Origin of the sequence: Pseudomonas sp. AS2.8, assembly GCF_014190935.1 — a bacterium.
Lineage (GTDB): Bacteria > Pseudomonadota > Gammaproteobacteria > Pseudomonadales > Pseudomonadaceae > Chryseomonas.
The window spans coordinates 1,507,463-1,529,594 of record NZ_JACHVV010000001.1; the positions used below are offsets into that span (position 1 = coordinate 1,507,463).

The 22,132-nt window shown below is 64.4% G+C and carries 24 protein-coding genes and 3 tRNA genes; 14 read left to right on the forward strand and 13 right to left on the reverse strand.

The genetic code is table 11. From position 1 onward, the window contains the following. Positions 1 to 2: 2 nt before the first annotated feature. Positions 3 to 794 (reverse strand): AraC family transcriptional regulator, encoded by a 792-nt coding sequence (locus tag FHR73_RS06790; RefSeq protein WP_409258670.1) that lies wholly within the window; start codon positions 792 to 794, stop codon positions 3 to 5. Between the two features lie 79 nt (positions 795 to 873). Between FHR73_RS06790 and FHR73_RS06795 the strand changes: the two genes are divergently transcribed. Further along, positions 874 to 1,884, forward strand: a complete 1,011-nt coding sequence (locus FHR73_RS06795) for a bile acid:sodium symporter family protein (protein WP_183630141.1) — start codon at positions 874 to 876, stop codon at positions 1,882 to 1,884. A 24-nt stretch (positions 1,885 to 1,908) separates the two neighbouring features. Here the strand turns inward: FHR73_RS06795 and gorA are convergent, their stop codons facing one another. Together gorA and galU are read right to left on the reverse strand one after the other, a co-directional pair. Next, positions 1,909 to 3,282: a glutathione-disulfide reductase gene (gene gorA, locus FHR73_RS06800; protein WP_183630142.1), complete on the reverse strand. Its 1,374-nt coding sequence runs from the start codon at positions 3,280 to 3,282 to the stop codon at positions 1,909 to 1,911. Between the two features lie 127 nt (positions 3,283 to 3,409). After that, complete coding sequence (gene galU, locus FHR73_RS06805; protein ID WP_059314756.1) at positions 3,410 to 4,240, reverse strand: UTP--glucose-1-phosphate uridylyltransferase GalU; 831 nt, start codon at positions 4,238 to 4,240, stop codon at positions 3,410 to 3,412. 239 nt (positions 4,241 to 4,479) lie between these two features. Between galU and FHR73_RS06810 the strand changes: the two genes are divergently transcribed. Next, complete coding sequence (locus FHR73_RS06810; protein WP_260175616.1) at positions 4,480 to 4,962, forward strand: hypothetical protein; 483 nt, start codon at positions 4,480 to 4,482, stop codon at positions 4,960 to 4,962. Between the two features lie 150 nt (positions 4,963 to 5,112). Next, positions 5,113 to 5,487, forward strand: coding sequence for a hypothetical protein (locus FHR73_RS06815; protein ID WP_007161842.1), 375 nt, complete (start codon positions 5,113 to 5,115; stop codon positions 5,485 to 5,487). Here the strand turns inward: FHR73_RS06815 and FHR73_RS06820 are convergent. The 3 genes from FHR73_RS06820 to FHR73_RS06830 all read right to left on the reverse strand — a co-directional run bounded on the left by FHR73_RS06820 (position 5,453) and on the right by FHR73_RS06830 (position 7,736). Next, entirely contained in the window at positions 5,453 to 5,809 is a 357-nt protein-coding gene (locus FHR73_RS06820) for an antibiotic biosynthesis monooxygenase (RefSeq protein ID WP_183630144.1), read from the reverse strand. The genes FHR73_RS06815 and FHR73_RS06820 overlap by 35 nt on opposite strands. Further along, entirely contained in the window at positions 5,806 to 6,510 is a 705-nt protein-coding gene (locus tag FHR73_RS06825; protein WP_183630145.1) for a glutamine amidotransferase-related protein, read from the reverse strand. Before FHR73_RS06825 ends, FHR73_RS06820 begins: the two co-directional genes overlap by 4 nt. A 188-nt stretch (positions 6,511 to 6,698) precedes the next feature. Next, positions 6,699 to 7,736, reverse strand: coding sequence for an NADP(H)-dependent aldo-keto reductase (locus tag FHR73_RS06830; RefSeq protein WP_183630146.1), 1,038 nt, complete (start codon positions 7,734 to 7,736; stop codon positions 6,699 to 6,701). Positions 7,737 to 7,929: 193 nt separating this feature from the next. Here FHR73_RS06830 and FHR73_RS06835 point away from each other — a divergent pair, with 193 nt between their 5' ends. The 5 genes from FHR73_RS06835 (at position 7,930) to tcyN (ending at position 11,986) form a co-directional block, all read left to right on the forward strand. After that, positions 7,930 to 8,583 (forward strand): 7-cyano-7-deazaguanine/7-aminomethyl-7-deazaguanine transporter, encoded by a 654-nt coding sequence (locus FHR73_RS06835; RefSeq protein WP_183630147.1) that lies wholly within the window; start codon positions 7,930 to 7,932, stop codon positions 8,581 to 8,583. Between the two features lie 68 nt (positions 8,584 to 8,651). After that, positions 8,652 to 9,644, forward strand: coding sequence for a D-cysteine desulfhydrase (locus FHR73_RS06840; protein ID WP_183630148.1), 993 nt, complete (start codon positions 8,652 to 8,654; stop codon positions 9,642 to 9,644). A 112-nt stretch (positions 9,645 to 9,756) separates the two neighbouring features. Next, positions 9,757 to 10,554, forward strand: a complete 798-nt coding sequence (gene tcyJ / locus FHR73_RS06845) for a cystine ABC transporter substrate-binding protein (protein ID WP_183630149.1) — start codon at positions 9,757 to 9,759, stop codon at positions 10,552 to 10,554. Continuing rightward, positions 10,551 to 11,225, forward strand: coding sequence for a cystine ABC transporter permease (tcyL, locus tag FHR73_RS06850; RefSeq protein ID WP_183630150.1), 675 nt, complete (start codon positions 10,551 to 10,553; stop codon positions 11,223 to 11,225). Before tcyJ ends, tcyL begins: the two co-directional genes overlap by 4 nt. Beyond that, positions 11,222 to 11,986 carry an L-cystine ABC transporter ATP-binding protein TcyN gene (gene tcyN / locus FHR73_RS06855; protein WP_183630151.1) on the forward strand — a complete coding sequence of 255 codons (765 nt, stop codon included), beginning with the start codon at positions 11,222 to 11,224 and terminating at the stop codon, positions 11,984 to 11,986. Before tcyL ends, tcyN begins: the two co-directional genes overlap by 4 nt. Here the strand turns inward: tcyN and epsC are convergent. Further along, positions 11,977 to 12,921: a serine O-acetyltransferase EpsC gene (epsC, locus tag FHR73_RS06860; RefSeq protein WP_183630152.1), complete on the reverse strand. Its 945-nt coding sequence runs from the start codon at positions 12,919 to 12,921 to the stop codon at positions 11,977 to 11,979. The two genes, tcyN and epsC, sit on opposite strands and share 10 nt — an antisense overlap. 116 nt (positions 12,922 to 13,037) lie before the next feature. On the opposite strand from epsC, the gene sseA reads away from it, so the two are divergent. The 6 genes from sseA (at position 13,038) to FHR73_RS06890 (ending at position 17,744) form a co-directional block, all read left to right on the forward strand. Beyond that, positions 13,038 to 13,889, forward strand: a complete 852-nt coding sequence (gene sseA / locus FHR73_RS06865; protein WP_183630153.1) for a 3-mercaptopyruvate sulfurtransferase — start codon at positions 13,038 to 13,040, stop codon at positions 13,887 to 13,889. 158 nt (positions 13,890 to 14,047) lie between these two features. Further along, entirely contained in the window at positions 14,048 to 14,611 is a 564-nt protein-coding gene (gene ahpC / locus FHR73_RS06870) for an alkyl hydroperoxide reductase subunit C (protein WP_007161854.1), read from the forward strand. An 83-nt stretch (positions 14,612 to 14,694) separates the two neighbouring features. After that, on the forward strand, positions 14,695 to 16,254 hold the full coding sequence (gene ahpF, locus FHR73_RS06875) for an alkyl hydroperoxide reductase subunit F (protein WP_183630154.1): 1,560 nt from the start codon (positions 14,695 to 14,697) through the stop codon (positions 16,252 to 16,254). 213 nt (positions 16,255 to 16,467) lie between these two features. Then, positions 16,468 to 17,133: a gamma-glutamylcyclotransferase gene (locus FHR73_RS06880; protein ID WP_183630155.1), complete on the forward strand. Its 666-nt coding sequence runs from the start codon at positions 16,468 to 16,470 to the stop codon at positions 17,131 to 17,133. Then, positions 17,130 to 17,357 (forward strand): TIGR02450 family Trp-rich protein, encoded by a 228-nt coding sequence (locus tag FHR73_RS06885; protein ID WP_183630156.1) that lies wholly within the window; start codon positions 17,130 to 17,132, stop codon positions 17,355 to 17,357. The genes FHR73_RS06880 and FHR73_RS06885 overlap by 4 nt, the downstream gene beginning before the upstream one ends. 126 nt (positions 17,358 to 17,483) lie before the next feature. Continuing rightward, the gene (locus tag FHR73_RS06890; RefSeq protein ID WP_007161858.1) at positions 17,484 to 17,744 is read left to right on the forward strand and encodes a hypothetical protein; all 261 of its coding nucleotides are present in this window, start codon (positions 17,484 to 17,486) and stop codon (positions 17,742 to 17,744) included. 42 nt (positions 17,745 to 17,786) lie between these two features. Here the strand turns inward: FHR73_RS06890 and FHR73_RS06895 are convergent. The 6 genes from FHR73_RS06895 to uvrY form a co-directional block, all read right to left on the reverse strand. After that, positions 17,787 to 17,873 (reverse strand) — tRNA-Leu (locus FHR73_RS06895). A gap of 107 nt (positions 17,874 to 17,980) precedes the next feature. Next, positions 17,981 to 18,054 (reverse strand) — tRNA-Cys (locus FHR73_RS06900). 36 nt (positions 18,055 to 18,090) lie between these two features. After that, positions 18,091 to 18,166 (reverse strand) — tRNA-Gly (locus FHR73_RS06905). Between the two features lie 61 nt (positions 18,167 to 18,227). Further along, on the reverse strand, positions 18,228 to 18,788 hold the full coding sequence (pgsA, locus tag FHR73_RS06910; RefSeq protein ID WP_133861891.1) for a CDP-diacylglycerol--glycerol-3-phosphate 3-phosphatidyltransferase: 561 nt from the start codon (positions 18,786 to 18,788) through the stop codon (positions 18,228 to 18,230). A 31-nt stretch (positions 18,789 to 18,819) separates the two neighbouring features. After that, positions 18,820 to 20,646, reverse strand: a complete 1,827-nt coding sequence (uvrC, locus tag FHR73_RS06915) for an excinuclease ABC subunit UvrC (protein WP_183630157.1) — start codon at positions 20,644 to 20,646, stop codon at positions 18,820 to 18,822. A gap of 1 nt (position 20,647) precedes the next feature. Beyond that, on the reverse strand, positions 20,648 to 21,292 hold the full coding sequence (gene uvrY, locus FHR73_RS06920; RefSeq protein WP_158895839.1) for a UvrY/SirA/GacA family response regulator transcription factor: 645 nt from the start codon (positions 21,290 to 21,292) through the stop codon (positions 20,648 to 20,650). Positions 21,293 to 22,132 lie beyond the last annotated feature (840 nt).

Genomic DNA, 22,132 nt, shown 5'->3' on the forward strand with positions numbered 1-22,132 from the left:
GGTCAGACGCCCAGCGCGAAAGCCCCGGGCGTCGCGCCGAATTGGCGGCGAAAGGCCGCGATGAAGGCCGAGGGTGAGTTGTAGCCGCAATCCAGCGCCACCTCGGTCACCGCAGCGCCCCGCTCCAGGCGCTCGAGGGCACTGATCAGCCGCAATCGCTGGCGCCAGGTCCTGAAGGTCAGCTCGGTATCCCGCACGAAGGCCCGGCTCAGGGTCTTTTCCGAAGCCCCCAGCACACCCGACCACTGTGCCAGGGTGCGGTCGTCCGACGGATTGGCCGCCAGGGCTTCGCACAGCAGTCGCAGGCGACCGTCCTGGGGCGCCGGCAGCGACAGCCCCACCTCGGGCGCCGTCTGCAACTGATCGAGCATCACCGACACCAGCCTTCCCTCGGCGCCCTCCTCGTCATATTCCCGGACGAAGCCACTGAAGGTCTTGATCAGCTCGCGGATCAGGGGGCTCACCGCCACCACGCGACAGCGTTCGCCCACATAGGGCGCCGCCTCGGCGCTCACATAGAGACTGCGCATCTCCGCCTGCGGCGAGGAACGCACCTGGTGCTCGACATCGGCGGCGATCCACACCGCTCGCTGTGGTGGCGCGACGTAGCTGCCCTCGGCGGTGGTCACCGTGAGCACCCCGCGGATGGCATAGGACAGCTGCCCCCAGGGATGCCGGTGCCAGGGCGTCCAGGCCGGTTGCGCCAGGGATTCGACGCGGGCATAGAGCCGTCGCGGCAGGTGGGCGAGCGCGGGAACGGGACGTTCGACCGCAGACTGTCCGTTTGACGACATCATTGGGGCTTTTCGCGTTAGTCGGCTAGGTCAGGAGACGATAGCCTTGAGGCCATCCACAGACAACCCGAGAGAGACCATGGCTCGTCCCCGCCTGATGCCCGACAACTTCACCCTGCTGCTGGTCGCCACGGTGATCCTGGCCAGCGTGCTGCCCTGCCAGGGCCTCGCTGCCCAGGTCGCCAACGTGGTGACCAACATCGCCATCGGCCTGCTGTTCTTCCTGCACGGCGCCAAGCTGTCGCGCCAGGCGCTGGTGGCCGGCATCACCCACTGGCGGCTGCACCTGCTGGTGTTCGCCTTCACCTTCGTCAGCTTTCCGCTGCTCGGCTGGGCGCTGCAGCCGCTGCTGGCGCCCCTGGTGACACCGGAGCTCTACCTCGGCGTGCTGTTCATGTGCGCCCTGCCCGCCACCGTGCAGTCGTCCATCGCCTTCGTCTCCATGGCTCGCGGCAATGTCTCGGCGGCGGTCTGCAGTGCGTCGCTGTCCAGCCTGCTCGGCATCTTCCTCACCCCGCTGCTGGTCCGGCTGCTGCTCGACGCCCACGGCGGCTCGGACGGCCAGAGCACCCTGGATGCCATCGTCAAGATCTGCGTGCAGCTGCTGCTGCCCTTCGTCGCCGGCCAGCTGCTGCGCCCGGTGATCGGCCACTGGGTCGATCGCCACAAGGGCAAGCTCAAGTTCGTCGACCAGGGGTCAATCCTGCTGGTGGTCTACACCGCCTTCAGCGCCGCGGTGATCGAAGGCCTGTGGCGCGAGACGCCGATCCTGTCGCTGGTGGGCCTGGTGTTCATCTGCGCCACCCTGCTGACCCTGGTGCTGCTGGCCACGCGCTACAGCGCGCGGCTGCTGGGCATGAGCAAGGAAGACGAGATCACCGTGGTCTTCTGCGGCTCCAAGAAGAGCCTGGCCACGGGAGTGCCCATGGCCAAGGTGCTGTTCGCCGGCAGCACCATGGGGCCGGTGCTGCTGCCCATCATGCTGTTCCACCAGATCCAGCTGATGGTCTGCGCCGTGCTGGCCCAGCGCTACGCCAAGCGTGAGGCGGTAGCGCCCATCACCCCCGCGGTGGCGCCGCTACCCAAGTGATGCGCGCGGCGGCGAGGCGCCCGATCAGCGCGCCTCGTCCTCGCGAACCGGCTTGCGCATGGTGACCCACTCTTCGGCGGCGGTGGGATGGATGCCCAGGGTGTCGTCGAAGCAGGCCTTGGTCGCCCCCGCCTTGAGGGCAATGGCCAGGCACTGGATCTGCTCGCCGGCATCCGGCCCCACCATGTGGCAGCCCAGTACCTGGTCGCTGTCGGCATCCACCACCAGCTTCATCAGGGTGCGCTCCTGGACATCGGTCAGGCTGAGCTTGGTCGGCCGGAAGCTGCTCTGGAAGATCTTCAACCGATGGCCACGCTCGCGCGCCTCTTCCTCGCTCAGGCCGATGCTGGCCAGGTTGGGCAGGCTGAAGACCGCACTGGCGATCAGGTCGTAGTTCAACGGGCGATAGCTGTCCGGACTGAACAGGTGCCGCGCCAGGGTCATGCCCTCGGCCAGGGCCACCGGGGTCAGTTGCACCCGGCCAATGACGTCGCCGATGGCGTAGATCGACGGCTCGGCGGTCTGGAAGGTCTCGCCAACCACGATGAAGCCCCGCTCATCCAGGGCGACCCCGGTATTCTCCAGGCCCAGGTCATCGAGCATCGGCCGGCGGCCGGTGGCATAGAACACGCAATCGGCTTCCAGCACCCGGTCATCCTTGAGCGTTACCTGCAGGCTGCCATCGGTGGCCTTGTCGATCCGCGCCACGTCGGCATTGAATTGCAGGTCGTGGCCACGTTTGAGCATCTCGTCGCGCAGGTGCTCGCGCACGCCCCGGTCGAAGCCGCGCAGGAACAGCTCGCGGCGATACAGCAGGGTCGTCCTGGCGCCCAGCCCCTGGAAGATCGAGGCGAATTCCACGGCGATGTAGCCGCCACCCACCACCACCACCCGCTTGGGCAGCTCCGGCAGGTAGAAGGCCTCGTTGGAGGTGATGGCGTGCTCGCGGCCGGGGAAATCCGGCACGTCCGGCCAGCCACCGGTGGCGATGAGGATGCGTTCGCAGCGATAGCGCTGGCCTTCCACCTCGACGGTGTGGGGATCGAGGATGCGGGCATGGGCTTCCAGCAGGGTCACCCCGCTGTTGACCAGCAGGGCCCGATAGATGCCGTTCAGCCGGCGGATCTCGTGGTCCTTGCTGGCGACCAGGGTATTCCAGTCGAAGGCCGGCACTTCGGCGTCCCAGCCGTAGCCACGCGCCTGGCGGAACTCGTCACGAAAGGAGGCGCCATAGATGAAGTATTTCTTGGGCATGCAGCCCACGTTGACGCAGGTGCCGCCGAGGTAGCGGCTTTCCGCGACCGCCACCCGGGCGCCGAAGTCGGCGGCGAAACGCGCCGCGCGCACTCCGCCCGAACCGGCGCCGATCACGAAGAGGTCGAAATCATAGGTCGTCATGGAGCTCTCTCTCTGCAGCTGCTGGCGCCAGCATAACGCAAGGCCGCCCGGGGCAGCGGCGCGGATGGCCAACCGCCAGAAACGACAAGGCCACCCGCAGGTGGCCTGGTCCGGTGCACAGGGCGTCTTACAGCGCCTTGTACAGATTCTCGAAGCAGAAGTTGGTGGCTTCGACGAAGCCTTCCGCGCTGCCGCAGTCGAAACGCTGACCCTTGAATTTGTAGGCCAGTACACAACCGTCCTGGGCCTGCTTCATCAGGGCGTCGGTGATCTGGATCTCGCCACCCTTGCCCGGCTCGGTCTGCTCGATCAGGTCGAAGATGTCCGGGGTCAGGATGTAGCGGCCGATGATTGCAAGGTTGGAAGGAGCATCTTCCGGCTTGGGCTTCTCGACCATGTTGTTCACGCGGTAGATGTCGTCACGGATCATCTCGCCGGCGATCACACCGTACTTGTTGGTCTCGTTGGCCGGGACTTCCTGGATGGCCACGATCGAGCAGCGGAACTGGTTGTACAGCTTGACCATCTGCTTGAGGACGCTGTCGCCGTCCAGGTTCAGGCAGAGGTCGTCCGCCAGCACCACGGCGAAGGGCTCGTCACCGATCAGCGGGCGGCCGGTCAGGATGGCGTGGCCCAGGCCCTTCATTTCCACCTGGCGGGTGTAGGAGAAGGTGCAGTTGTCGATCAGCTTGCGAATACCGACCAGGTACTTTTCCTTGTCGGTGTTCTTGATCTGGCTTTCCAGCTCGTAGCTGATGTCGAAATGGTCTTCCAGCGAGCGCTTGCCACGACCGGTGACGATCCCGATCTGATGCAGGCCCGCCTCCAGAGCTTCCTCCACGGCGTACTGCACCAGCGGCTTGTTCACAATGGGCAGCATTTCCTTGGGCATGGCTTTGGTCGCGGGGAGAAAACGAGTGCCATAGCCGGCTGCCGGAAACAGACATTTGGTGATCATGGGAGTCCTTTGATCTGTACGTGAAGGCAAAACGAACGGCGGTCTATCCAGCCGCTTGTCGCATACAATGCCCGAAGCGCGCGACGCTGGAAATAGCCAGGCATGGGCGCTCTGTGGACGTGCGGATACGACTCCAGGATTGCCTTCCGGTTCTGCGCAAAGCCGCAAAGAACTGCTATCGTCCAAAGTTTGGAACCAGCGTCACGACTCCGCGGATAGATCTCGACATGAAGAAATGGATGCTCCCGTTGCTGTGTGTTTCCCTCGCCGGCTGCTCCCTGGGCGGTCACCACGAGGCAGCGGAAACGCGGCCACTGAGCGCGGAACAGACCACCCTGCTGCGCCAGAACGACCTGTTGCAGGCCAAGCTGCTGGTCCTCGGTGGCAGCGAAGAACAGCTCAAGCTCGCGGATGCCCTGCTCTTGCGCAATGGCGGGACCAGCGCCGATGGCGAGGTGGAATTCTATCGGGCGGTGATCGCCATCAAGCAGGGCCCGCAGACCGACGATGTCCTGGAATTGCTGCACGCCTCCGCCGATCATCGCTATCCGCTGGCCTACGCCCTGCTCTATCGCATGTACACCGACCCCTTCCTGGTTCCCGAGGCGGATCCGATCCAGGCTCAGACCTACAAGAGCGCCTATGGCGACCTCGCGGTGGCCAAGAGCGGCTATCCGTCCTTCGACAAGGCCCTGGAAGTCACCCGCCAGCTGGCGCCCTGAATCCCCCCTCTAGCCGGCCGCTTTTGCGGCCGTTCACAGTCTGGCACTGGCGAATGAGCAGCCGTTGACCTTTCCTTCATGCGAATGATGTCAATTGGCCGCCTGACGGTAGCATCGAGCCCCTACCGTCCGCAGCCCAGAGCCATTCCCATGTCCTCGCTTGGCAAGCTGTCTCCCGATATCGTTGCCGTCCGCACCGTGACGCAGCGGCTCGTCCTGCTGCTGATCGGGTTCTTCGCGCTGGCCATCCTGCTGACGCGGCTGCCGACCTTCATCAATGCGGCCAGTGGCGAGACCTGGCAAATTCGCGGCGGCCAGATCCCGCTGATGCAGTATCCCGCCATGCCGGAGCGCAGCGTGGTCGCCAACCGCCAGCTGATCGCCATGCTCAAGCCGGGCGATCGCATCCTGGTCCTGGACAGCGCACCCTTTCGTCCCTGGAAGAAGGTCATGCTGATCGGTGAAGACAGCCGCATCGGCTGGATTCGCGTCACCCCGGCCCTGGGCGCGATTCGTCTGGAGTGACGCCGGGACCGGCGCGGGTCGACAGCAGCCGCAAGACCCGGGTGTCATGCCAGCGATACCAGCGCGCCTGTCCCAGCCGCTGCGCCTGCCGATGTTCCGGATGGGCGCCCCAGGCGGCGACCGCGGCCTGGTCGGTCCAGTAGGACAGGGTGATGCCCAGGCCATCGGCCCCGCGTACCGACTCCACACCGAGAAAACCCGGTTGTGCCTGCGCCAGCTCCAGCATGCGCGCGGCCATCCGCTCGTAGGCGGGGTCCTCGTCCGCACGCTGCGAGATGAAGGCGATCACCACGCAGTCCTCGGGCAGCTCCAGCCGGCTCATGTCCGTAGGCTCCGCGCCGCGACTACCGCTTCCAGCCAGGCCCGCACCGCCTGCGGTACCTGTCCGGCCAGGGCTTCGCGTTCCGGTTGATAGAGGGTGCCGAAATGACAGGAGTGGGTCGCCAGTTCGAAGGCCACCGGCAGCTCTTCCTCGTCCCAGGCCAGGACGCGCCAGCCGGCAGCGAGCAATGCCGGCAGGTAATCGGGGTTCACGCCGAACCGGCAGTGATAGGCGGCCTGAGCGTCCAGACTGGCGTCTTCCGCCACCAGGCGCGAACCGGGCGCCAGGCGGAGCCTGTTGTGATACTCGACGCGGGCACAGCTCAGGGGCGCCAGAAGGGCCCGTGACGTCAGGGGATCCTCCTCGGCATGGGCGGCGTCCGCCCACCCGAGCACGGAGTGCGCGTATTCGAGCAGGGCGTACTGCAGACCGCCGCAGGTGCCGAGAAAAGGAATGCGCCGTTCACGGGCCGTGCGAATGCTCGCCAGCACCCCCTCTCGATTACGGTAGGGACTGCCCGGCACGCACCAGAGGCCGTCGCAGTCGGCGAGCACGCCGTCGGCCGCTTCGGTCGGCAGCCAGCGCGGCCGCAGGCTGATGCCCAGCGCCGTGGCGGTCAGCGCCAGGGCCTGGGGGATGGCTCGATGGGCAACAATGGACGCATCCTGGTCACCCAGGAGCACGATCTCGTAGGACGCCATGGCGGACACCTGCAACTCAGGAAAGGGTCTGAGCGACTCTAGCCCCTCGGGCGCCGGGCTTTAATAGGCGTCCCGGACAGCAGCCCTTGCGCCGTTGCCCTGTTGGTCGAAGCCCGGCATTTCAGCCGAGAGCGTAAAAAAAGCGCCCGGCACAGGAGCTGTACCGGGCGCCGGGGTACCGCGCGCGATCAGGGCGCCGGATTGGGCTGATCGACGTGGATGGCTTCGATGGCGGCCAGGGTTTCGGGGTCCAGCACCAGTTCGCTGCTCGCCAGGTTGCTTTCCAGCTGGGCGAGCGAGGTGGCGCCAATGATGTTGCTGGTCACGAAGGGCCGGCTGGTGACGAAGGCCAGGGCCATCTGCGCCGGATCCAGGCCGCGTTCCCGGGCCAGTTCGACATAGGCCTGAGCGGCCCGCTGCGTCTGCGGATTACTGTAGCGCTGGAAGCGTTCGAACAGCGTCAGCCGCGCCCCCTCGGGACGAGCGCCCTGCAGGTACTTGCCCGCCAGCACGCCGAAGGCCAGCGGCGAATAGGCCAGCAAGCCGACCTGCTCGCGGATGGCCTGCTCGGCCAACCCCACCTCGAAGCTGCGATTGAGCAGGTTGTAGGGATTCTGGATGGAGACCACGCGCGGCCAGCCACGGGTCTCGCTCAGGTGCAGGAAGCGTTGCACGCCCCAGGGCGTTTCGTTGGACAGGCCGACATGACGGACCTTGCCTGCCTTCACCAGGCCGTCGAGCGCCTCCAGGGTCTCCTCGATGGGCGTGAAGTCGGCATCGCTGTGCACATAGCCCAGCTGGCCGAAGTAATTGGTGCGGCGATCCGGCCAGTGCAGCTGGTAGAGATCCAGGTAGTCGGTGTTGAGCCGCTGGAGACTGGCGTCCAGCGCCGCGGTGAGATTGGCCTTGGTAAAGGCCAGCCCGCCCTTGCGGATATAGTCCATGTCGCGTCCCGGACCGGCCGCCTTGCTGGCCAGTACCCAGTCGGCGCGATCGCCATGCTGGCGGAAGTAGTTGCCGATGATGGTCTCGGTACGGGTGTAGGTCTCGGCGCGCGGCGGCACCGGATACATCTCCGCCGTGTCGATGAAGTTGACCCCGGCGGCCTTGGCGGCGCGCAGCTGCTCGAAGGCCTCGGCCTCGGTGTTCTGCTCACCCCAGGTCATGGTGCCCAGCGCGATGGCGCTAACCTTGAGATCGGTACGACCCAGCGATCGAAAGTGCATCAGGAAGCTCTCTGTCGGTGCGGAAGTCATACAAGTTAGCAGGAGGCTGCCCGCTCTGCCCATCGGTCCGATGCGACTGTCGATCCGGCCCCGACCGCCGCGACCTCGCCAGACACCCCGCGAATCCGTAGAATGTCGCCCCGCCTCCGCGCCCTGGGTTCCCTCACCCCAGGTAACCAAAAAAGGACTGCCCATGTCTGCCTTGCTTGCCACCCCGCAGCGTGCCCTCGTGGCCGCGCTCGTCGCTTTCCACATTCTCATCATCATCGCCAGCAACTACCTGGTGCAGTTGCCGCTGCAGCTGTTCGGCTGGCACACCACCTGGGGCGCCTTCAGCTTCCCCTTCATCTTCCTCGCCACCGACCTCACCGTGCGGGTGATGGGCAAGGCGTCGGCGCGCCAGGTCATCGCCCGGGTGATGCTTCCGGCGCTGGTGGTCTCCTATGGGGTTTCCGTGCTCTTCCAGGACGGCAGCTTCCAGGGCTGGACGGCGCTGGCCGCCCTCAATGTCTTCGTCCTGCGCATCTCCCTGGCGAGCTTCTGCGCCTATGTGCTCGGGCAACTGCTCGACATCCAGGTGTTCGACCGCCTGCGGCGCTCGCGCCACTGGTGGCTGGCCCCCACGGTCTCGACCCTGTTCGGCAACGCCCTGGATACCACGGCGTTCTTTTCCATCGCCTTCTGGCACAGCGACAACCCCTTCATGGCCAGCCACTGGCCGGAGATCGCCCTGGTCGACTACGGCGTCAAGCTGACGGTCAGCCTGCTGCTCTTCGTCCCCCTCTACGGCGTGCTGCTGCGCTCCCTGGTACCCCAGGCCTGGGCGCGGCGCCCGGACCTCGCCTGAGCGCAGGATTGCTGCCAGGCGCGGCTAGGCCCTAGAGTGATGCCCCCTTCACTGCCCCGGGTTCCGCCATGCTCGCCACCGCCCTCGCCCGCTTTCCGCGCCTGACGCTGCAATCCTCGGCGACCCCGCTGGAGGTCCTGCCGCGGCTGTCGGCAGAGCTGGGCCGACCGGTCTACTGCAAGCGCGACGACACCACCAGCCTGGCCCTGGGCGGCAACAAGGTGCGCAAGCTGGAATACCTGGTCGCCGCGGCGCTGGCGGCCGGTGCCGACACCCTGGTGACCGCCGGCGCCATCCAGTCCAACCATGTGCGCCAGACCGCCGCCGTCGCCGCGCAACAGGGCCTGGGCTGCGTCGCCCTGCTGGAAAATCCCATCGCCACCGCGGACCCCGGCTACCTGCATGGCGGCAATCGACTCCTGCTGGAGCTCTTCGGCGCCGAGATCAGCGCCGTCGCCGCGCTCGATGATCCGGTCAGCCAGCTGGAAGCCGAAGCCGAGCGCCTGCGCCAGCAAGGGCGCACGCCCTGGGTGATTCCCATCGGCGGCTCCAGCGCCCTGGGTGCCCTCGGCTACGTCCGTGCTGGCCTGGAACTCGACGCTCAGCTGCACGAGCTGGACCTGCAACCGGCTGCCATCATCCTCGCCTCCGGCAGTGCCGGCACCCAGGCGGGCCTGGACCTGGCCTTCCGCCAGCTGCGACCAGAGTTGCCGGTGATCGGGGTCACCGTCTCCCGTACCGAGGCCGAACAGCTGCCCAGGGTCGCCCTGCTGCGGCAACAGCTGGCCGAGCTGCTGGGGGTCGCCCTGCCGCAGGATCCGCCACTCCTGCGTGACGGCTACTTCGGTCCCCGCTATGGCGAGCCCAATCCCGGCACCCTGGCAGCCATCCGCCGCCTGGGGCGGCTGGAAGGCCTGGTGCTCGACCCGGTCTACACTGGCAAGGCCATGGCCGGCCTGCTGGATCTGGTGGCCAACGAGGCTCTCCCACCCGGCCCCCTGGTATTCCTGCACACCGGCGGCGCCCCGGGCACCTTCGCCTATGGCGACTGGTTGGCATGACCGGCTAGCCAAGCCACGGGACGATGGCATAACGTCAGCAGTTTTCGGACTTGGGATGTCAGAACAGACACCCTCATAGTGGCGCACCCTCATAAACTCAAGGATCTCTTCCATGCGCAAACCCCTCCCCCAGCGTCTGCTCCGTAGCGCCGCCCTGCTGCTCGCCCTGGGCCTGGCCCACCAGGCCACCGCCCAGGCCGAAGACCTCCTGCAGACCGTCAAGCAGCGCGGCGAACTGATCGTCGGCCTGGAAGGCACCTATCCGCCCTTCAGCTTCCAGAACGAACAGGGCCAGCTGACCGGCTTCGAAGTGGACTTCGCCAAGGCGCTGGCCAAGGAGCTGGGCGTCGACGCCAAGATCCAGCCCGGCAAGTGGGATGGCCTGCTGGCTGCCCTGGAATCCCGGCGCTTGGACGTGGTGATCAACCAGGTCACCATCAGCGAAGAGCGCAAGAAGAAATACGACTTCTCCACCCCCTACACCGTCTCCGGCATCCAGGCCCTGGTGCGCAAGGACGACGCGGACAGCATCAAGACCGCCGCCGACCTCGCCGGCAAGAAGGTCGGCGTCGGCCTGGGCACCAACTACGAGCAGTGGCTGCGCCAGAACGTACCCAAGGCGGACGTGCGCACCTACGAAGACGATCCGACCAAGTACCAGGATCTGCGCGTGGGCCGCATCGACGCCATCCTCGTCGACCGCCTGGCCGCCCTGGAGCTGCTGTCCAAGACCAAGGACAAGCTCGTCTTGGCCGGCGAGCCCTTCAGCCGCCAGGAATCGGGCATCGCCGAACGCAAGGGCGATCCGGAATTCCATGCCGCGGTCGACCAGGCCATCGCCAAGCTGCGCGCCGATGGCACCCTGGCCAAGATCTCCGAGAAGTGGTTCAAGGCCGACGTCACCCAATGAGCGACACGCTACAGCTTCTGCTCGATTCGCTGCCCTTCCTGCTGAAGGGCGCGATCTGGACGGTGGTCCTCAGCCTCGGCGGCATGCTCTTCGGACTGCTGCTGGGCTTTGGCCTGGCCCTGCTGCGCCGCTCCCAGAGTCTGCCGCTGCGTAGCCTGGCACGGCTTTACATCTCGTTTTTCCGGGGTACGCCGCTGCTGGTGCAGCTGTTCGTCATCTACTACGGCCTGCCCGAACTCGGTCTGCAGCTCGATCCACTGCCAGCGGCCCTGATCGGCTTTTCGCTGAACATGGCCGCCTACACCGCGGAGATCATCCGCTCGGCCATCGGCGCCATCGACCGCGGCCAGTGGGAAGCCGCCGCCAGCATCGGCATGACACCCCTGCAGACCCTGAGGCGCGCCATCCTGCCCCAGGCGCTGCGGATCGCCCTGCCGCCGCTGGGCAACAGCTTCATCGCGCTGGTCAAGGACACCTCGCTGGCAGCCACCATCCAGGTACCGGAGCTGTTCCGCCAGGCCCAGCTGATCACCGCCCGCACCTTCGAGATCTTCAGCCTCTACCTGGCCGCGGCGCTGCTCTACTGGGTGCTGGCCAGCCTGCTGTCCACCCTGCAGAACCGCCTGGAGCGGCACTATGGGCGTCATATCAACGAGCGAGGCCCGTCATGATCGAGGTGCAGGGGCTGTCCAAGTCCTTCCGGCAGCAGACCGTGCTCCAGGCCATCGACCTCCAGGTGGCGCAGGGCGAGGTGGTCGCCATCATCGGTCCCAGCGGCTCGGGCAAGACCACCCTGCTGCGCTGCCTCAATCTGCTGGAGACCCCGGACGCCGGCAGTATCAGCCTGGGCGACCTGCGTATTGATGCCAGCCGACCGCTCAAGGGCCAGCAGAGCGTGATCCGCCAGTTGCGTCAGCGCATGGGTTTCGTCTTCCAGAACTTCAATCTGTTTCCTCATCGCACCGCGCTGGAGAACGTGATCGAGGGCCCCATCATCGTCCAGGGCGAGGCGCGCGACACGGCCATCGTCCACGGCCGTGAATGGCTGGCCAAGGTCGGCTTGGCGGACAAGGCCGATAGCTATCCCGGGCAGCTGTCGGGGGGCCAGCAGCAGCGGGTCGCCATCGCCCGGGCGCTGGCCATGCGTCCCCAGGCCATCCTTTTCGATGAACCCACCTCGGCGCTGGATCCCGAGCGGGTCGGCGAGGTGCTGGAGACGATTCGCGGGCTGGCCCAGGAGGGTCGTACCCTGGTCATCGTCACCCACGAGATGGCCTTCGCCCGCGACGTCGCCCACCGGGTGCTGTTCATGGACGGTGGCCGCATCGTCGAACAGGGTCCGGCGGCCGAGCTGTTCAATCAGCCGCGTGAAGAACGAACCCGGCGCTTCCTGGCCAAGTTCGTTCGCGACAGCGCCGCCGACTATTCCTGAGCCAGGCCGGCGCAGCCCTGCAGGCTGGCCTGACTGACGTTGCTGTTGGCCGGCACGCCATGGGTCAGCCAGACATTGCCGCCAATGGTCGAACCCTGGCCGATGGTGATGCGTCCGAGGATGGTCGCCCCGGCATAGATCACCACGTCGTCCTCGACGATGGGATGCCGCGGGTGGCCCTTCTTGAGATTGCCTTCGGCATCGGCCGGGAAGCGCTTGGCGCCCAGGGTCACCGCCTGATAGATGCGCACCCGGTCGCCGATGATGCAGGTCTCGCCGATCACCACGCCCGTACCATGATCGATGAAGAAGCCCTCGCCGATCTGGGCACCCGGGTGGATGTCGATCCCGGTCGCCGAATGCGCTCGCTCGCTGACCATCCGCGCCAGCAGCGGCAGGCCGCTGCGATAGAAGTGATGGGCGATGCGGTGGTGGATCATGGCGTAGATGCCCGGATAGCAGAGCAGTACCTCGTCCACGCTGCGCGCGGCGGGATCGCCCTGGTAGGCGGCGATCACGTCGGTATCCAGCAGGCGGCGCAGATCCGGCAGCGCCAGGGCGAACGCCTGCACCAGCTGGCGTGCCTCATCGCCGCGATTGACGCCGTTCTCGCCACGCTGCTTGGCGAAATAGTCCAGCTCCAGCTTCGCCTGGATCACCAGGGCATTGAGCGCTCGCTCCAGCTCGAAGCCGACATAGAAGTCCTCGCTTTCCTGGCGCAGCTGATCCGGCCCGAGGCGCAGCGGGAAGAGCGCTCCGCTGAGGGATTCGATCACGCTGGCCATGACGCTGCGCGACGGCAGCTCGCGACCACTGAATTCGCGAAAACGTCCATGGGTCTCGCGCCATTGGCTGCGCGCCTCATGCAGTTCACCAACGATGCGCCCTAGTTGCCAGTCGTTGCCGCCCGCGGATTGCCCGTTAAGTTCGCTCATAAGTCATCTATCCAGTTGCCAGGCTGACGAGGATAAAGTATCCGCTGGTCCCTGACAGCCCACGTCGCGCCAGGCGCGCTAAGCTGTCGTCCTTTGCCCATCAAGGAGCGCCACCCATGATCGCTTCCCCGCTGGTCACCGCCGCCTGGCTGCACGAGCAACTCGGCCGCCCGGATCTGCTGATCCTCGACGCCAGTCTCTATCTGCCCAACGAGCCACAGGTCGCCGACGAGACCTATCGGCAACAGCACATCCCCGGCGCCCTGCGTTTCGATATCGAACACTTCTCGGACCCGGACACCGCGCTGCCGCACATGGTCCCCAGCGCCGGACGCTTCGCCCGGCTGGCTGGCGAACTGGGCGTCACCCCGGAGACCACCCTCGTGGTCTATGACCAGAAGGGTCTCTTCTCCGCGGCCCGGGCCTGGTGGCTGTTCCGCCTGTTCGGCCACGATCAGGTGATGGTGCTCGATGGCGGCCTGCCGCTCTGGCGTGAACAGGGCTTGCCGCTGGAAGCGGGTGAGAACCCGCCCAGATCGCAGCCGCCCTACCCCGTCATCTTCAATAACCGCCTGCTCTGCGGACTGGGCGATGTCCAGACCGCGCTCAGCGTGGGCCAGACCCAGGTGCTCGATGCGCGCGGCGCCAAGCGCTTCACCGGCGAGGTCCCCGAGCCGCGCCCGGGCGTGGCCTCCGGTCATATGCCCGGCAGCCAGAACCTGCCCTACGACAGCCTGCTGACCGCGGCCGGCACCCTGCTGCCACCCCAGGAGCTGCGCCAGCGCTTCCAAGCCTTGGGTATCGATGGCCTGCACCCGGTGATCACCAGCTGCGGCAGTGGCGTCACCGCCGCGGTGCTGCTGCTCGCCCTCAGTGTCGCCGGCTTCCCGGATGGCCGGCTCTATGACGGCTCCTGGAGCGAATGGGGTCAGCATCCCGCCACCACCAAGGCCCTGGGCGCTGCCTGACGCCCGGCTAAGCCTCTGATTTGGCTCATAACCTGTAGTATCCGATAGAGGCGCCTAATCGCCAGTATCGCCTTTAACAATGAGGTGAATCGTCAAAATGCGATTAGTATGCGTCCTATCGATTTCAACCCTGACTTAACCCCATCAAGGAGTCATCAATGTCCCTGATCAACACCGAAGTGAAGCCTTTCACCGCGACCGCCTACCACAACGGCAAATTCGTCCAGGTGACCGAGGCCGATCTGAAGGGCAAGTGGTCCGCCATCGTGTTCTACCCGGCCGACTTCACCTTCGTGTGCCCCACCGAGCTGGAAGACCTTGCTGACCTGTACCCCGAGTTCCAGAAGCTGGGCGTGGAGATCTACGGCGTGTCCTGCGACACCCACTTCGCCCACAAGGCCTGGCACGACACCTCGGAAGCCATCAAGAAGGTCAATTACCCGCTGGTAGGCGATCCCACCGCTCGCCTGGCACGCAACTTCGAAGTGCTGATCGAAGAAGAAGGCCTGGCCCTGCGCGGCACCTTCCTGATCAACCCGGAAGGCCAGATCAAGCTGTGCGAAATCCACGACAACGGCATCGGCCGTGACGCCAGCGAACTGCTGCGCAAGGTTCGCGCTGCCCAGTACGTCGCCAACCACCCGGGTGAAGTCTGCCCCGCCAAGTGGAAAGAAGGCGAAGCGACCCTGACCCCCTCGCTGGACCTGGTCGGCAAGATCTAACCCCCGCCTGATCTAGCCCGAGCGCCCGGGCGCCTTGCCCGCGCGCTCTTTTTTTGCCCATTTTTTACGGAAGCCACGTCGCCATGTTGGACGCAAATCTGAAAGCCCAGCTCAAGACCTACCTCGAACGCGTCACGCGCCCCATCGAGATCGTCGCGTCCCTCGACGATGGCGCGAAGTCCCGTGAAATGCACAGCCTGCTGCAGGATATCGCCAGCCTGTCCGATCAGGTCAGCCTCAGCACCGACGGCAGCGATGCGCGTCGTCCCTCCTTCGCCCTGCTGACCCCCGGTCAGAACATCGACCTGCGCTTTGCCGGTCTGCCCATGGGCCACGAATTCACTTCCCTGGTCCTGGCCCTGCTCCAGGTCGGCGGTCATCCGTCCAAGGCCAGCCAGGACGTCATCGAGCAGGTCAAGGCCCTCGACGGCGACTACCAGTTCGAAACCTATTTCTCCCTCTCCTGCCAGAACTGCCCGGACGTGGTGCAGGCCCTGAACCTCATGGCCGTGCTCAATCCCCGGGTCAAGCACGTCGCCGTCGACGGCGCCCTGTTCCAGGACGAAGTCGAGCGCCGCCAGATCATGGCTGTGCCCAGCGTCTACCTCAACGGCGAACCCTTCGGCCAGGGCCGCATGGGCCTGGAAGAAATCGTCGCCAAGCTCGACACCGGCGCCGCCGCCCGCTCCGCCGACAAGCTCAAGGCCAAGGACGCCTTCGACGTCCTGGTCATCGGTGGCGGCCCGGCCGGTGCGGCAGCTGCCGTCTACGCCGCACGTAAAGGCATCCGTACCGGCGTGGCCGCTGAGCGCTTCGGCGGTCAGGTGCTGGACACCCTGGCCATCGAGAACTTCATCTCCATCAAGGAGACCGAAGGTCCGAAGCTGGCCATGGCGCTGGAAGAACACGTCAAGCAGTACGAAGTCGACATCATGAACCTGCAGCGCGCCGAGCAGCTGATTCCGGCCCATGAAGCCGGCGGCCTGCACGAAGTACGCTTCGCCGATGGCGGTTCGCTCAAGGCCAAGACGCTGATCCTCGCCACCGGTGCGCGCTGGCGCGAAATGAACGTGCCGGGTGAGCAGGAATACCGCAACCGCGGCGTAGCCTACTGCCCCCACTGCGACGGCCCGCTGTTCAAGGGCAAGCGCGTCGCCGTGGTCGGCGGCGGCAACTCGGGTGTCGAGGCGGCCATCGACCTGGCTGGCATCGTCGCCCACGTCACCCTGATCGAGTACGACGGCCAGCTGCGTGCCGACGCCGTGCTGCAGCGCAAGCTGTTCAGCCTGCCCAACGTGACCGTCATCACCAGCGCCCTCACCAGCGAAGTCAAAGGTGACGGCCAGAAGGTCAACGGCCTGGTCTACAAGGACCGCAACTCCAGCGAGTTCCACCACATCGACCTGGAAGGCGTCTTCGTGCAGATCGGTCTGGTGCCCAATACCGACTGGCTCAAGGGCACCGTGGAGCTTTCGCCACGTGGCGAGATCGAAGTGGACGCGCGCTGCCAGACTTCCCTGCCCGGCGTCTTCGCCGCTGGCGACGTCACGACCGTGCCCTACAAGCAGATCATCATCGCCCTGGGCGAGGGCGCCAAGGCCTCCCTGGCCGCCTTCGATCACCTGATCCGCACCAGCGCCTGATCGATCTCTAGCTGCATTCCAAGCCCGACACCTGTCGGGCTTTTTTTCGTCTGGTGCTTTTTCCCCAGGCGTTGGCATGTTTCTCGCTGCGACCTAACCAGGCGTCATAAAGATGGGCACGAACGGTCTAGGAGTTCTTCCCGGACTTTCGTTAGGATCTTAGTGCCAGGTTCCTAGACCTGGCAGCTCCAGCGGTTGAGGACCAGGCGGCATATGCACAGACAAATTTGTTCCAGCATTCACGATTCCTATCCCCCCAAGCTCGCGCCTGCCACGCCGCTCACCCAGCCAGAACTGGTGGCCTCTCTCGAAGCCACCCTGGCCCAACGCCAACCCGGTCCGGTCTGGCTGTTCGCCTACGGCTCGCTGATCTGGCGCCCCGAGTGCCCCGCCGTCGACGTTCGCCGGGCGCGGGTGCACGGCTATCACCGCGGCCTCTATCTCTGGTCCCAGCTGCATCGCGGCACCCCCGAGCAACCCGGCCTGGTGCTGGGCCTGGATCGCGGCGGTTCCTGCTCCGGTTTCGCCTACCAGTTGCCGGATGACCAGTTGGATGACCACCTGCTGGCCCTGTGGAAGCGCGAGATGCCTGATGGGTCCTACCGCCCCCGCTGGCTGCAATGCCACCTGGAAGACGGCAGCAAGGTGCAGGCGCTCGGCTTCGTGCTGAAGCGCAACCTGCCCTGCTACGCCGGCAGCCTGCCCGACGACATCCTCAACCGGGTCCTGACCGAGGCCTGCGGCCATTTCGGCACCACCCTGGAATACGTCGAGCGCACCATCACGGCGCTCCGAGCCCATGCCATGCCCGATCGCAACCTGGAAGCCCTGCTGCAGCGTTATCGGAGCGCACCGCTGCTGGAGGCCATGCAGGGATGAAGCAGCGCCACATCAACCCCAACAAGCTGCTGCTCAGCAAATGGACGGCCGTCCAGCCCCGCGAGCGGCAAAAGCATTTCATCGTTACCCGGGTGCATACCCCGGACATCGAGACCGACCCCATCTCGCAGATAGATATACAAGCGGTTCTCACTCGCCGCACCTGGACGCTGGACTGGCACGAGTTGCAGGATGCAGAATGCTGGCTGCAAGGCTGGCAATGAAACTCCGAAAGCAGGGCCGGAATTTTGCGACTAGCATCGCGATATGACGGCACTTATCTGCAAAGGTGAAACCCTGTAGCAGCCAATGCTGTCACAGTGCCACCTTTGAACAGGAAGCTCTTCCGGATGACCCTCTATGTCGAACTCGCCAGCGCCTTCAACACCCTGAAAGGCGGATTCGAGCCCCTGCGCTGCGTGATCTCCACGCGAGATCAACGCGCCTACGATGTCGAGGTCTTCTCTCGTAGCGGTCAGTCGGTACTCAATCGCCCCATCGCCCGCACCGAATTGCTCGACGCTGCCATGCTCGAAGCCTTCATCCTCGACAGCCGCTCACGCATCGAGCGCGACGCGGATGAGACACCCTACTGGACGATTCCCTCGTAAACGAAAAAGGCCACTCGAACAGGAGTGGCCTTTTCATTTGGATGGTGCCCGAGGCCGGAATCGAACCGGCACGACGGTTAAGTCGAGGGATTTTAAGTCCCTTGTGTCTACCAGTTTCACCACTCGGGCAGAACCGAATCCGCAAACGACCGGATTCGTAGAACCTGATCCAGTATTCACACATCCCTGGATGATGAAAAGCCCCGTAGACCAGAGATCTACGGGGCTTTCAATAGTGGAGGCCGAGGTCGGAATCGAACCGGCGTACACGGATTTGCAATCCGCTGCATGACCACTCTGCCACCCGGCCTCAAACCTGAATGTCTTGCGACACTCATGTAAAACATGGAGCGGGAAACGAGACTCGAACTCGCGACCCCGACCTTGGCAAGGTCGTGCTCTACCAACTGAGCTATTCCCGCTTGGTGACGGGCGCCATTCTATCTGAGCCACCCTTCATGTCAAGCCATTGATTCAAAAAACTTATTTCTTTTTCTCAGCACTCATTAGATGCGGCCAGGCCGCCATCAGATAGGTGCACATGGACCACAGTGTCAGCGCCGCCGCGACAATGAGCAAGGCGTAGCCGCTAATGACCCAGAAAGTCATCTGTGGCGGATTGGCCAGCAGGATGACCAGCGCCAGCATCTGCGCCGCGGTCTTCCACTTGCCCAGATTGGAGACCGCGACCTGGGCACGGGCACCCAGCTCGGCCATCCACTCCCGCAGCGCCGATACGACGATCTCGCGACCGACGATGATGACGGCGGGCAGCGTCAGCCAGGCGTTGGCGTGCTCCTGCACCAGCAATACCAGGGCCACAGCAACGATGAGCTTGTCCGCTACCGGATCCAGAAAGGCGCCAAAGGGCGTGCTCTGCCCCAGACGCCGGGCCAGATATCCATCCAGCCAGTCGGTCGCGCAGGCGATCGCGAAAACGGTGCTCGCGGTCCAGTAGCTCCAGTGGACCGGCAGGTAGAACAGGATGACGAACAGAGGAATGAGGAAGACGCGCAGTACGGTAAGCAGATTTGGAATATTCATTGGCGCGGCTGTTGGTGAACGTGAGGCGATTCTACTCGCTGTGCAAGGCGGCATAAATCTGCTCGGCCAGCTTTTTGCTAATGCTGGGCGCTTTGGCAATTTCCTCGATGCTGGCGCGCTGCAATTCGCGGAGCCCGCCAAAGTGCTTCAGCAGTTCCTGCCGGCGCTTGGGCCCGATACCGGCGACCTCCTCCAGCGAGGAGGTCCGGCGCGCCTTGCCGCGGCGCGCGCGATGCCCGGTGATCGCGAAACGGTGCGCCTCGTCGCGGATCTGCTGGATGAGGTGCAGTGCGGGCGAATGGGCCGGCAGGGTGAATTCGTTGGAAGGATCGTCCAGATAGAGGACCTCGAGGCCAGGCTTGCGGGTAACGCCCTTGGCGACCCCGAGCAGCACCAGGTCCGGTACAGCGAGCTCCCTCAGTACCTCACGAGCCATGGCCAACTGGCCCTTGCCGCCATCCACCAGCAGGATGTCAGGCAGCTTGCCCTCGCCCGCTTTCAGCCGACTGAAGCGGCGCGTCAGCGCCTGATGCATCGCCGCATAGTCATCGCCGGCTGTCACACCTTCGATGTTGTAACGACGATAATCCGATTTGAGAGGCCCTTCCGGCCCGAAGACCACACAGGATGCCACGGTCGCCTCGCCGCTGGAGTGACTGATATCGAAACACTCCAGCCGCTGCGGCGGTTCGGGCAGATCCAGCGCCTGGACCAGGGCGTCGAAACGCACACCCATGTGCTGCCGATTGGCCAGGCGCGTATTCAACGCCTGCTCAGCATTGGTTATTGCCAGCTGCTGCCAGCGTGCGCGGGTCCCGCGGACGCGATGAGCGATGACCAGCTGCCGCTTGTGGACCTCGGCAAAGGCGTCGATCAGGGTAGCGAAGTCTTCATGGACGGAATTGACGATGATCTCATCCGGCAGATCCCGCTCCAGGTAGGCGAGATAGTACTGCTCCAGGAAGGCGGCCAGCACCTCGCTGGAATCCTCCTCGATCCCCACTTCTGGAAAGAAATTCTTGCTGCCCAATACCCGACCACCGCGGACACTGACCAGGTGGACACAGGCACCGCCCGGGTTGACGAGCGCCGCTATGACATCGACGTCGCCGGTACCACCTTCGATACTCTGCTGGTCCTGGACACGCCTGACCAGGGCAACCTGATCACGCAGCTCGGCAGCGCGCTCGAACTGCAGATTGACCGAGGCGCTCTCCATCTTGACTTGCAGCTCTTCGGCCAGGGCATTGCTGCGCCCCTCGAGAAACATGGCGGAGTGGCGAACGTCCTCGCCATATTCCTGCTCACTCACCAGCGCAACACAGGGACCCTTGCATCTCTTGATCTGGTATTGCAGACAAGGCCGCGTGCGATTGCGGAAATAGTTGTCATCGCACTGGCGCACCTGGAAGGCTTTCTGCAGCAGATTGAGACTTTCGCGGATGGCACCGGCGCTGGGATAGGGCCCGAAATAGCGCCCCTTCCCTCTCTTCTCTCCGCGGTGAATGGTCAGCCGAGGATATTTATCTTCGGTAGAGAGGTAGACATAGGGGTAGGACTTATCATCCCGCAGGAGGATGTTGTAGGGCGGACGCCACTGCTTGATGAGATTCTGTTCCAGCAAGAGCGCTTCGGTCTCGTTGCCGGTGATGGTGGTCTCGATCTGGGCGATCTTGGACACCATGGAAGCCGTCTTGGGCGCCAAGCCGGTCTTTCTGAAATAACTCGAAAGACGGTTCTTGAGGTTCTTGGCCTTACCTACATAGAGGAGCTTGCCGCCCTCATCGAACATCCGGTAGACACCCGGACGTCCACTGCAACCGGATAAAAAGGCCGCAGCATCAAAAGATTGACTCATATCAACTCGTTGCATCTACCATGCCGTGGCGAACAGCCAACATGGCCAGTTCGACATCGCTGGTAATCGATAATTTCTCGAAGATCCGATAGCGATAGGTGTTGACGGTCTTGGGGGACAAACAGAGCTTGTCGGAAATGACCTGGACCTTCTGGCAGCCGGCAATCATCAGCGCGATCTGAATCTCGCGCTCGGACAGCTGATCGAAGGGCGATGCTTCAGCCTTGGACTGGAAGGGCTTCAAGGCAAGCTGCTGGGCGATCTGCGCACTGATGTAACGGCGACCGGCAAAGGCCTGCTTGATGGCGGTGATCATCTCTTCGATGTCAGCACCCTTGGTCAGATAGCCTGCGGCACCCGCCTGGAGCAAACGTGTCGGGAAGGGATCTTCCTCACAGGCGGTGACGACAACCACCTTCAGGTCAGGCCGGCTGCGCAAGAGCTTGCGCGTGGCCTCAAGCCCGCCGATGCCGGGCATCCGGACGTCCATCAAGACGACATCCGGCTCGAGCTCACGGGCCAGCATCAGCGCATTTTCGCCACTGTCTGCCTGGCCGACGACCTGGATTCCTGTTACATCCGCCAGCATCCGCACGATGCCGGTACGAACAAGATCATGGTCGTCGACAACTAGCACCTTGATCAAAATCGAATCCCCTTCGCTTGCGCTTTCATCGCTTGCGTCACCTAAACACCTGTCCGTGGATCCTAACGTTCAAGGGATAGGATCCTAGGCCACGCTAGAAATTTGGTTGGTCATGCAAAGAAAAAAGGGGTACGACGCTTCGCACCCCTTGCCTACCGGCCTTAGGCCATTGGGCATTGTATACCGAAAAGGTTAAGGAAAATGTACCAGATCAGAATCATTCCCGGTCAGGTTACCGGTGGCTCCGGTGGCTTTAGGACAGACTGCTGCGGGCGATCTCGACCAGCGTAGATTTGCCGACCCGCTATATACGCAGCGCAGGCTAGACGACTGCCTAGCTAACCGGAGCTCGTCGTGATGGTCATTTTTTTCCAGACCTGCCATGCCCGCAGCGACCTCAAAGCGTTGGGCTTCGCTGCGCTCGGCGCCAACCTACGACCTGATCCTCACGGGCGATCACGCCTCTTGCGCTCAAAACAGGACAGCCCGGCGCAGCCGGGCTGTTGGGGCTGTTGGGGCTCTTGTGCTCTTGCATGCTCCAGGCAGCACCCCTCTGGCCGGCACTGCACCAAACCCTCCGCTGCACCGCTTCTGGCCCCCTCTCCCCCCGGGAGAGGGCTAGGGTGAGGGCCGCCCCAGCTCCGTAGCGTCAGACGCCCGCTAGCCGATTATCTGCTCCAAGCGCCTAAGCGCCCTGATGCCCGGCCAAACTTTTCTCGCCCCAAAGACAACACCCCCGTCAGAGTGAACTGAGCGGGGGTGCTGGGTGTTAGGCGCTTGACGATGACCTACTCTCACATGGGGAAACCCCACACTACCATCGGCGATGCATCGTTTCAC

What these genes read in the sequence shown, in the direction of transcription:
- tcyJ (WP_183630149.1), top strand. Translation starts at nt 9,757, where the DNA reads ATGCGCAAACCCCTCCCCCAGCGTCTGCTCCGTAGCGCCGCCCTGCTG.
- FHR73_RS06820 (WP_183630144.1), bottom strand. Translation starts at nt 5,809, where the DNA reads ATGAGCCGGCTGGAGCTGCCCGAGGACTGCGTGGTGATCGCCTTCATC.
- epsC (WP_183630152.1), bottom strand. Translation starts at nt 12,921, where the DNA reads ATGAGCGAACTTAACGGGCAATCCGCGGGCGGCAACGACTGGCAACTA.
- FHR73_RS06840 (WP_183630148.1), top strand. Translation starts at nt 8,652, where the DNA reads ATGCTCGCCACCGCCCTCGCCCGCTTTCCGCGCCTGACGCTGCAATCC.
- ahpF (WP_183630154.1), top strand. Translation starts at nt 14,695, where the DNA reads ATGTTGGACGCAAATCTGAAAGCCCAGCTCAAGACCTACCTCGAACGC.
- FHR73_RS06815 (WP_007161842.1), top strand. Translation starts at nt 5,113, where the DNA reads ATGTCCTCGCTTGGCAAGCTGTCTCCCGATATCGTTGCCGTCCGCACC.
- gorA (WP_183630142.1), bottom strand. Translation starts at nt 3,282, where the DNA reads ATGACGACCTATGATTTCGACCTCTTCGTGATCGGCGCCGGTTCGGGC.
- tcyN (WP_183630151.1), top strand. Translation starts at nt 11,222, where the DNA reads ATGATCGAGGTGCAGGGGCTGTCCAAGTCCTTCCGGCAGCAGACCGTG.
- FHR73_RS06810 (WP_260175616.1), top strand. Translation starts at nt 4,480, where the DNA reads ATGCTCCCGTTGCTGTGTGTTTCCCTCGCCGGCTGCTCCCTGGGCGGT.
- FHR73_RS06825 (WP_183630145.1), bottom strand. Translation starts at nt 6,510, where the DNA reads ATGGCGTCCTACGAGATCGTGCTCCTGGGTGACCAGGATGCGTCCATT.
- galU (WP_059314756.1), bottom strand. Translation starts at nt 4,240, where the DNA reads ATGATCACCAAATGTCTGTTTCCGGCAGCCGGCTATGGCACTCGTTTT.
- FHR73_RS06890 (WP_007161858.1), top strand. Translation starts at nt 17,484, where the DNA reads ATGACCCTCTATGTCGAACTCGCCAGCGCCTTCAACACCCTGAAAGGC.
- ahpC (WP_007161854.1), top strand. Translation starts at nt 14,048, where the DNA reads ATGTCCCTGATCAACACCGAAGTGAAGCCTTTCACCGCGACCGCCTAC.
- FHR73_RS06835 (WP_183630147.1), top strand. Translation starts at nt 7,930, where the DNA reads ATGTCTGCCTTGCTTGCCACCCCGCAGCGTGCCCTCGTGGCCGCGCTC.
- uvrC (WP_183630157.1), bottom strand. Translation starts at nt 20,646, where the DNA reads ATGAGTCAATCTTTTGATGCTGCGGCCTTTTTATCCGGTTGCAGTGGA.
- pgsA (WP_133861891.1), bottom strand. Translation starts at nt 18,788, where the DNA reads ATGAATATTCCAAATCTGCTTACCGTACTGCGCGTCTTCCTCATTCCT.
- FHR73_RS06795 (WP_183630141.1), top strand. Translation starts at nt 874, where the DNA reads ATGGCTCGTCCCCGCCTGATGCCCGACAACTTCACCCTGCTGCTGGTC.
- FHR73_RS06885 (WP_183630156.1), top strand. Translation starts at nt 17,130, where the DNA reads ATGAAGCAGCGCCACATCAACCCCAACAAGCTGCTGCTCAGCAAATGG.
- FHR73_RS06830 (WP_183630146.1), bottom strand. Translation starts at nt 7,736, where the DNA reads ATGCACTTTCGATCGCTGGGTCGTACCGATCTCAAGGTTAGCGCCATC.
- FHR73_RS06880 (WP_183630155.1), top strand. Translation starts at nt 16,468, where the DNA reads ATGCACAGACAAATTTGTTCCAGCATTCACGATTCCTATCCCCCCAAG.
- tcyL (WP_183630150.1), top strand. Translation starts at nt 10,551, where the DNA reads ATGAGCGACACGCTACAGCTTCTGCTCGATTCGCTGCCCTTCCTGCTG.
- sseA (WP_183630153.1), top strand. Translation starts at nt 13,038, where the DNA reads ATGATCGCTTCCCCGCTGGTCACCGCCGCCTGGCTGCACGAGCAACTC.
- FHR73_RS06790 (WP_409258670.1), bottom strand. Translation starts at nt 794, where the DNA reads ATGTCGTCAAACGGACAGTCTGCGGTCGAACGTCCCGTTCCCGCGCTC.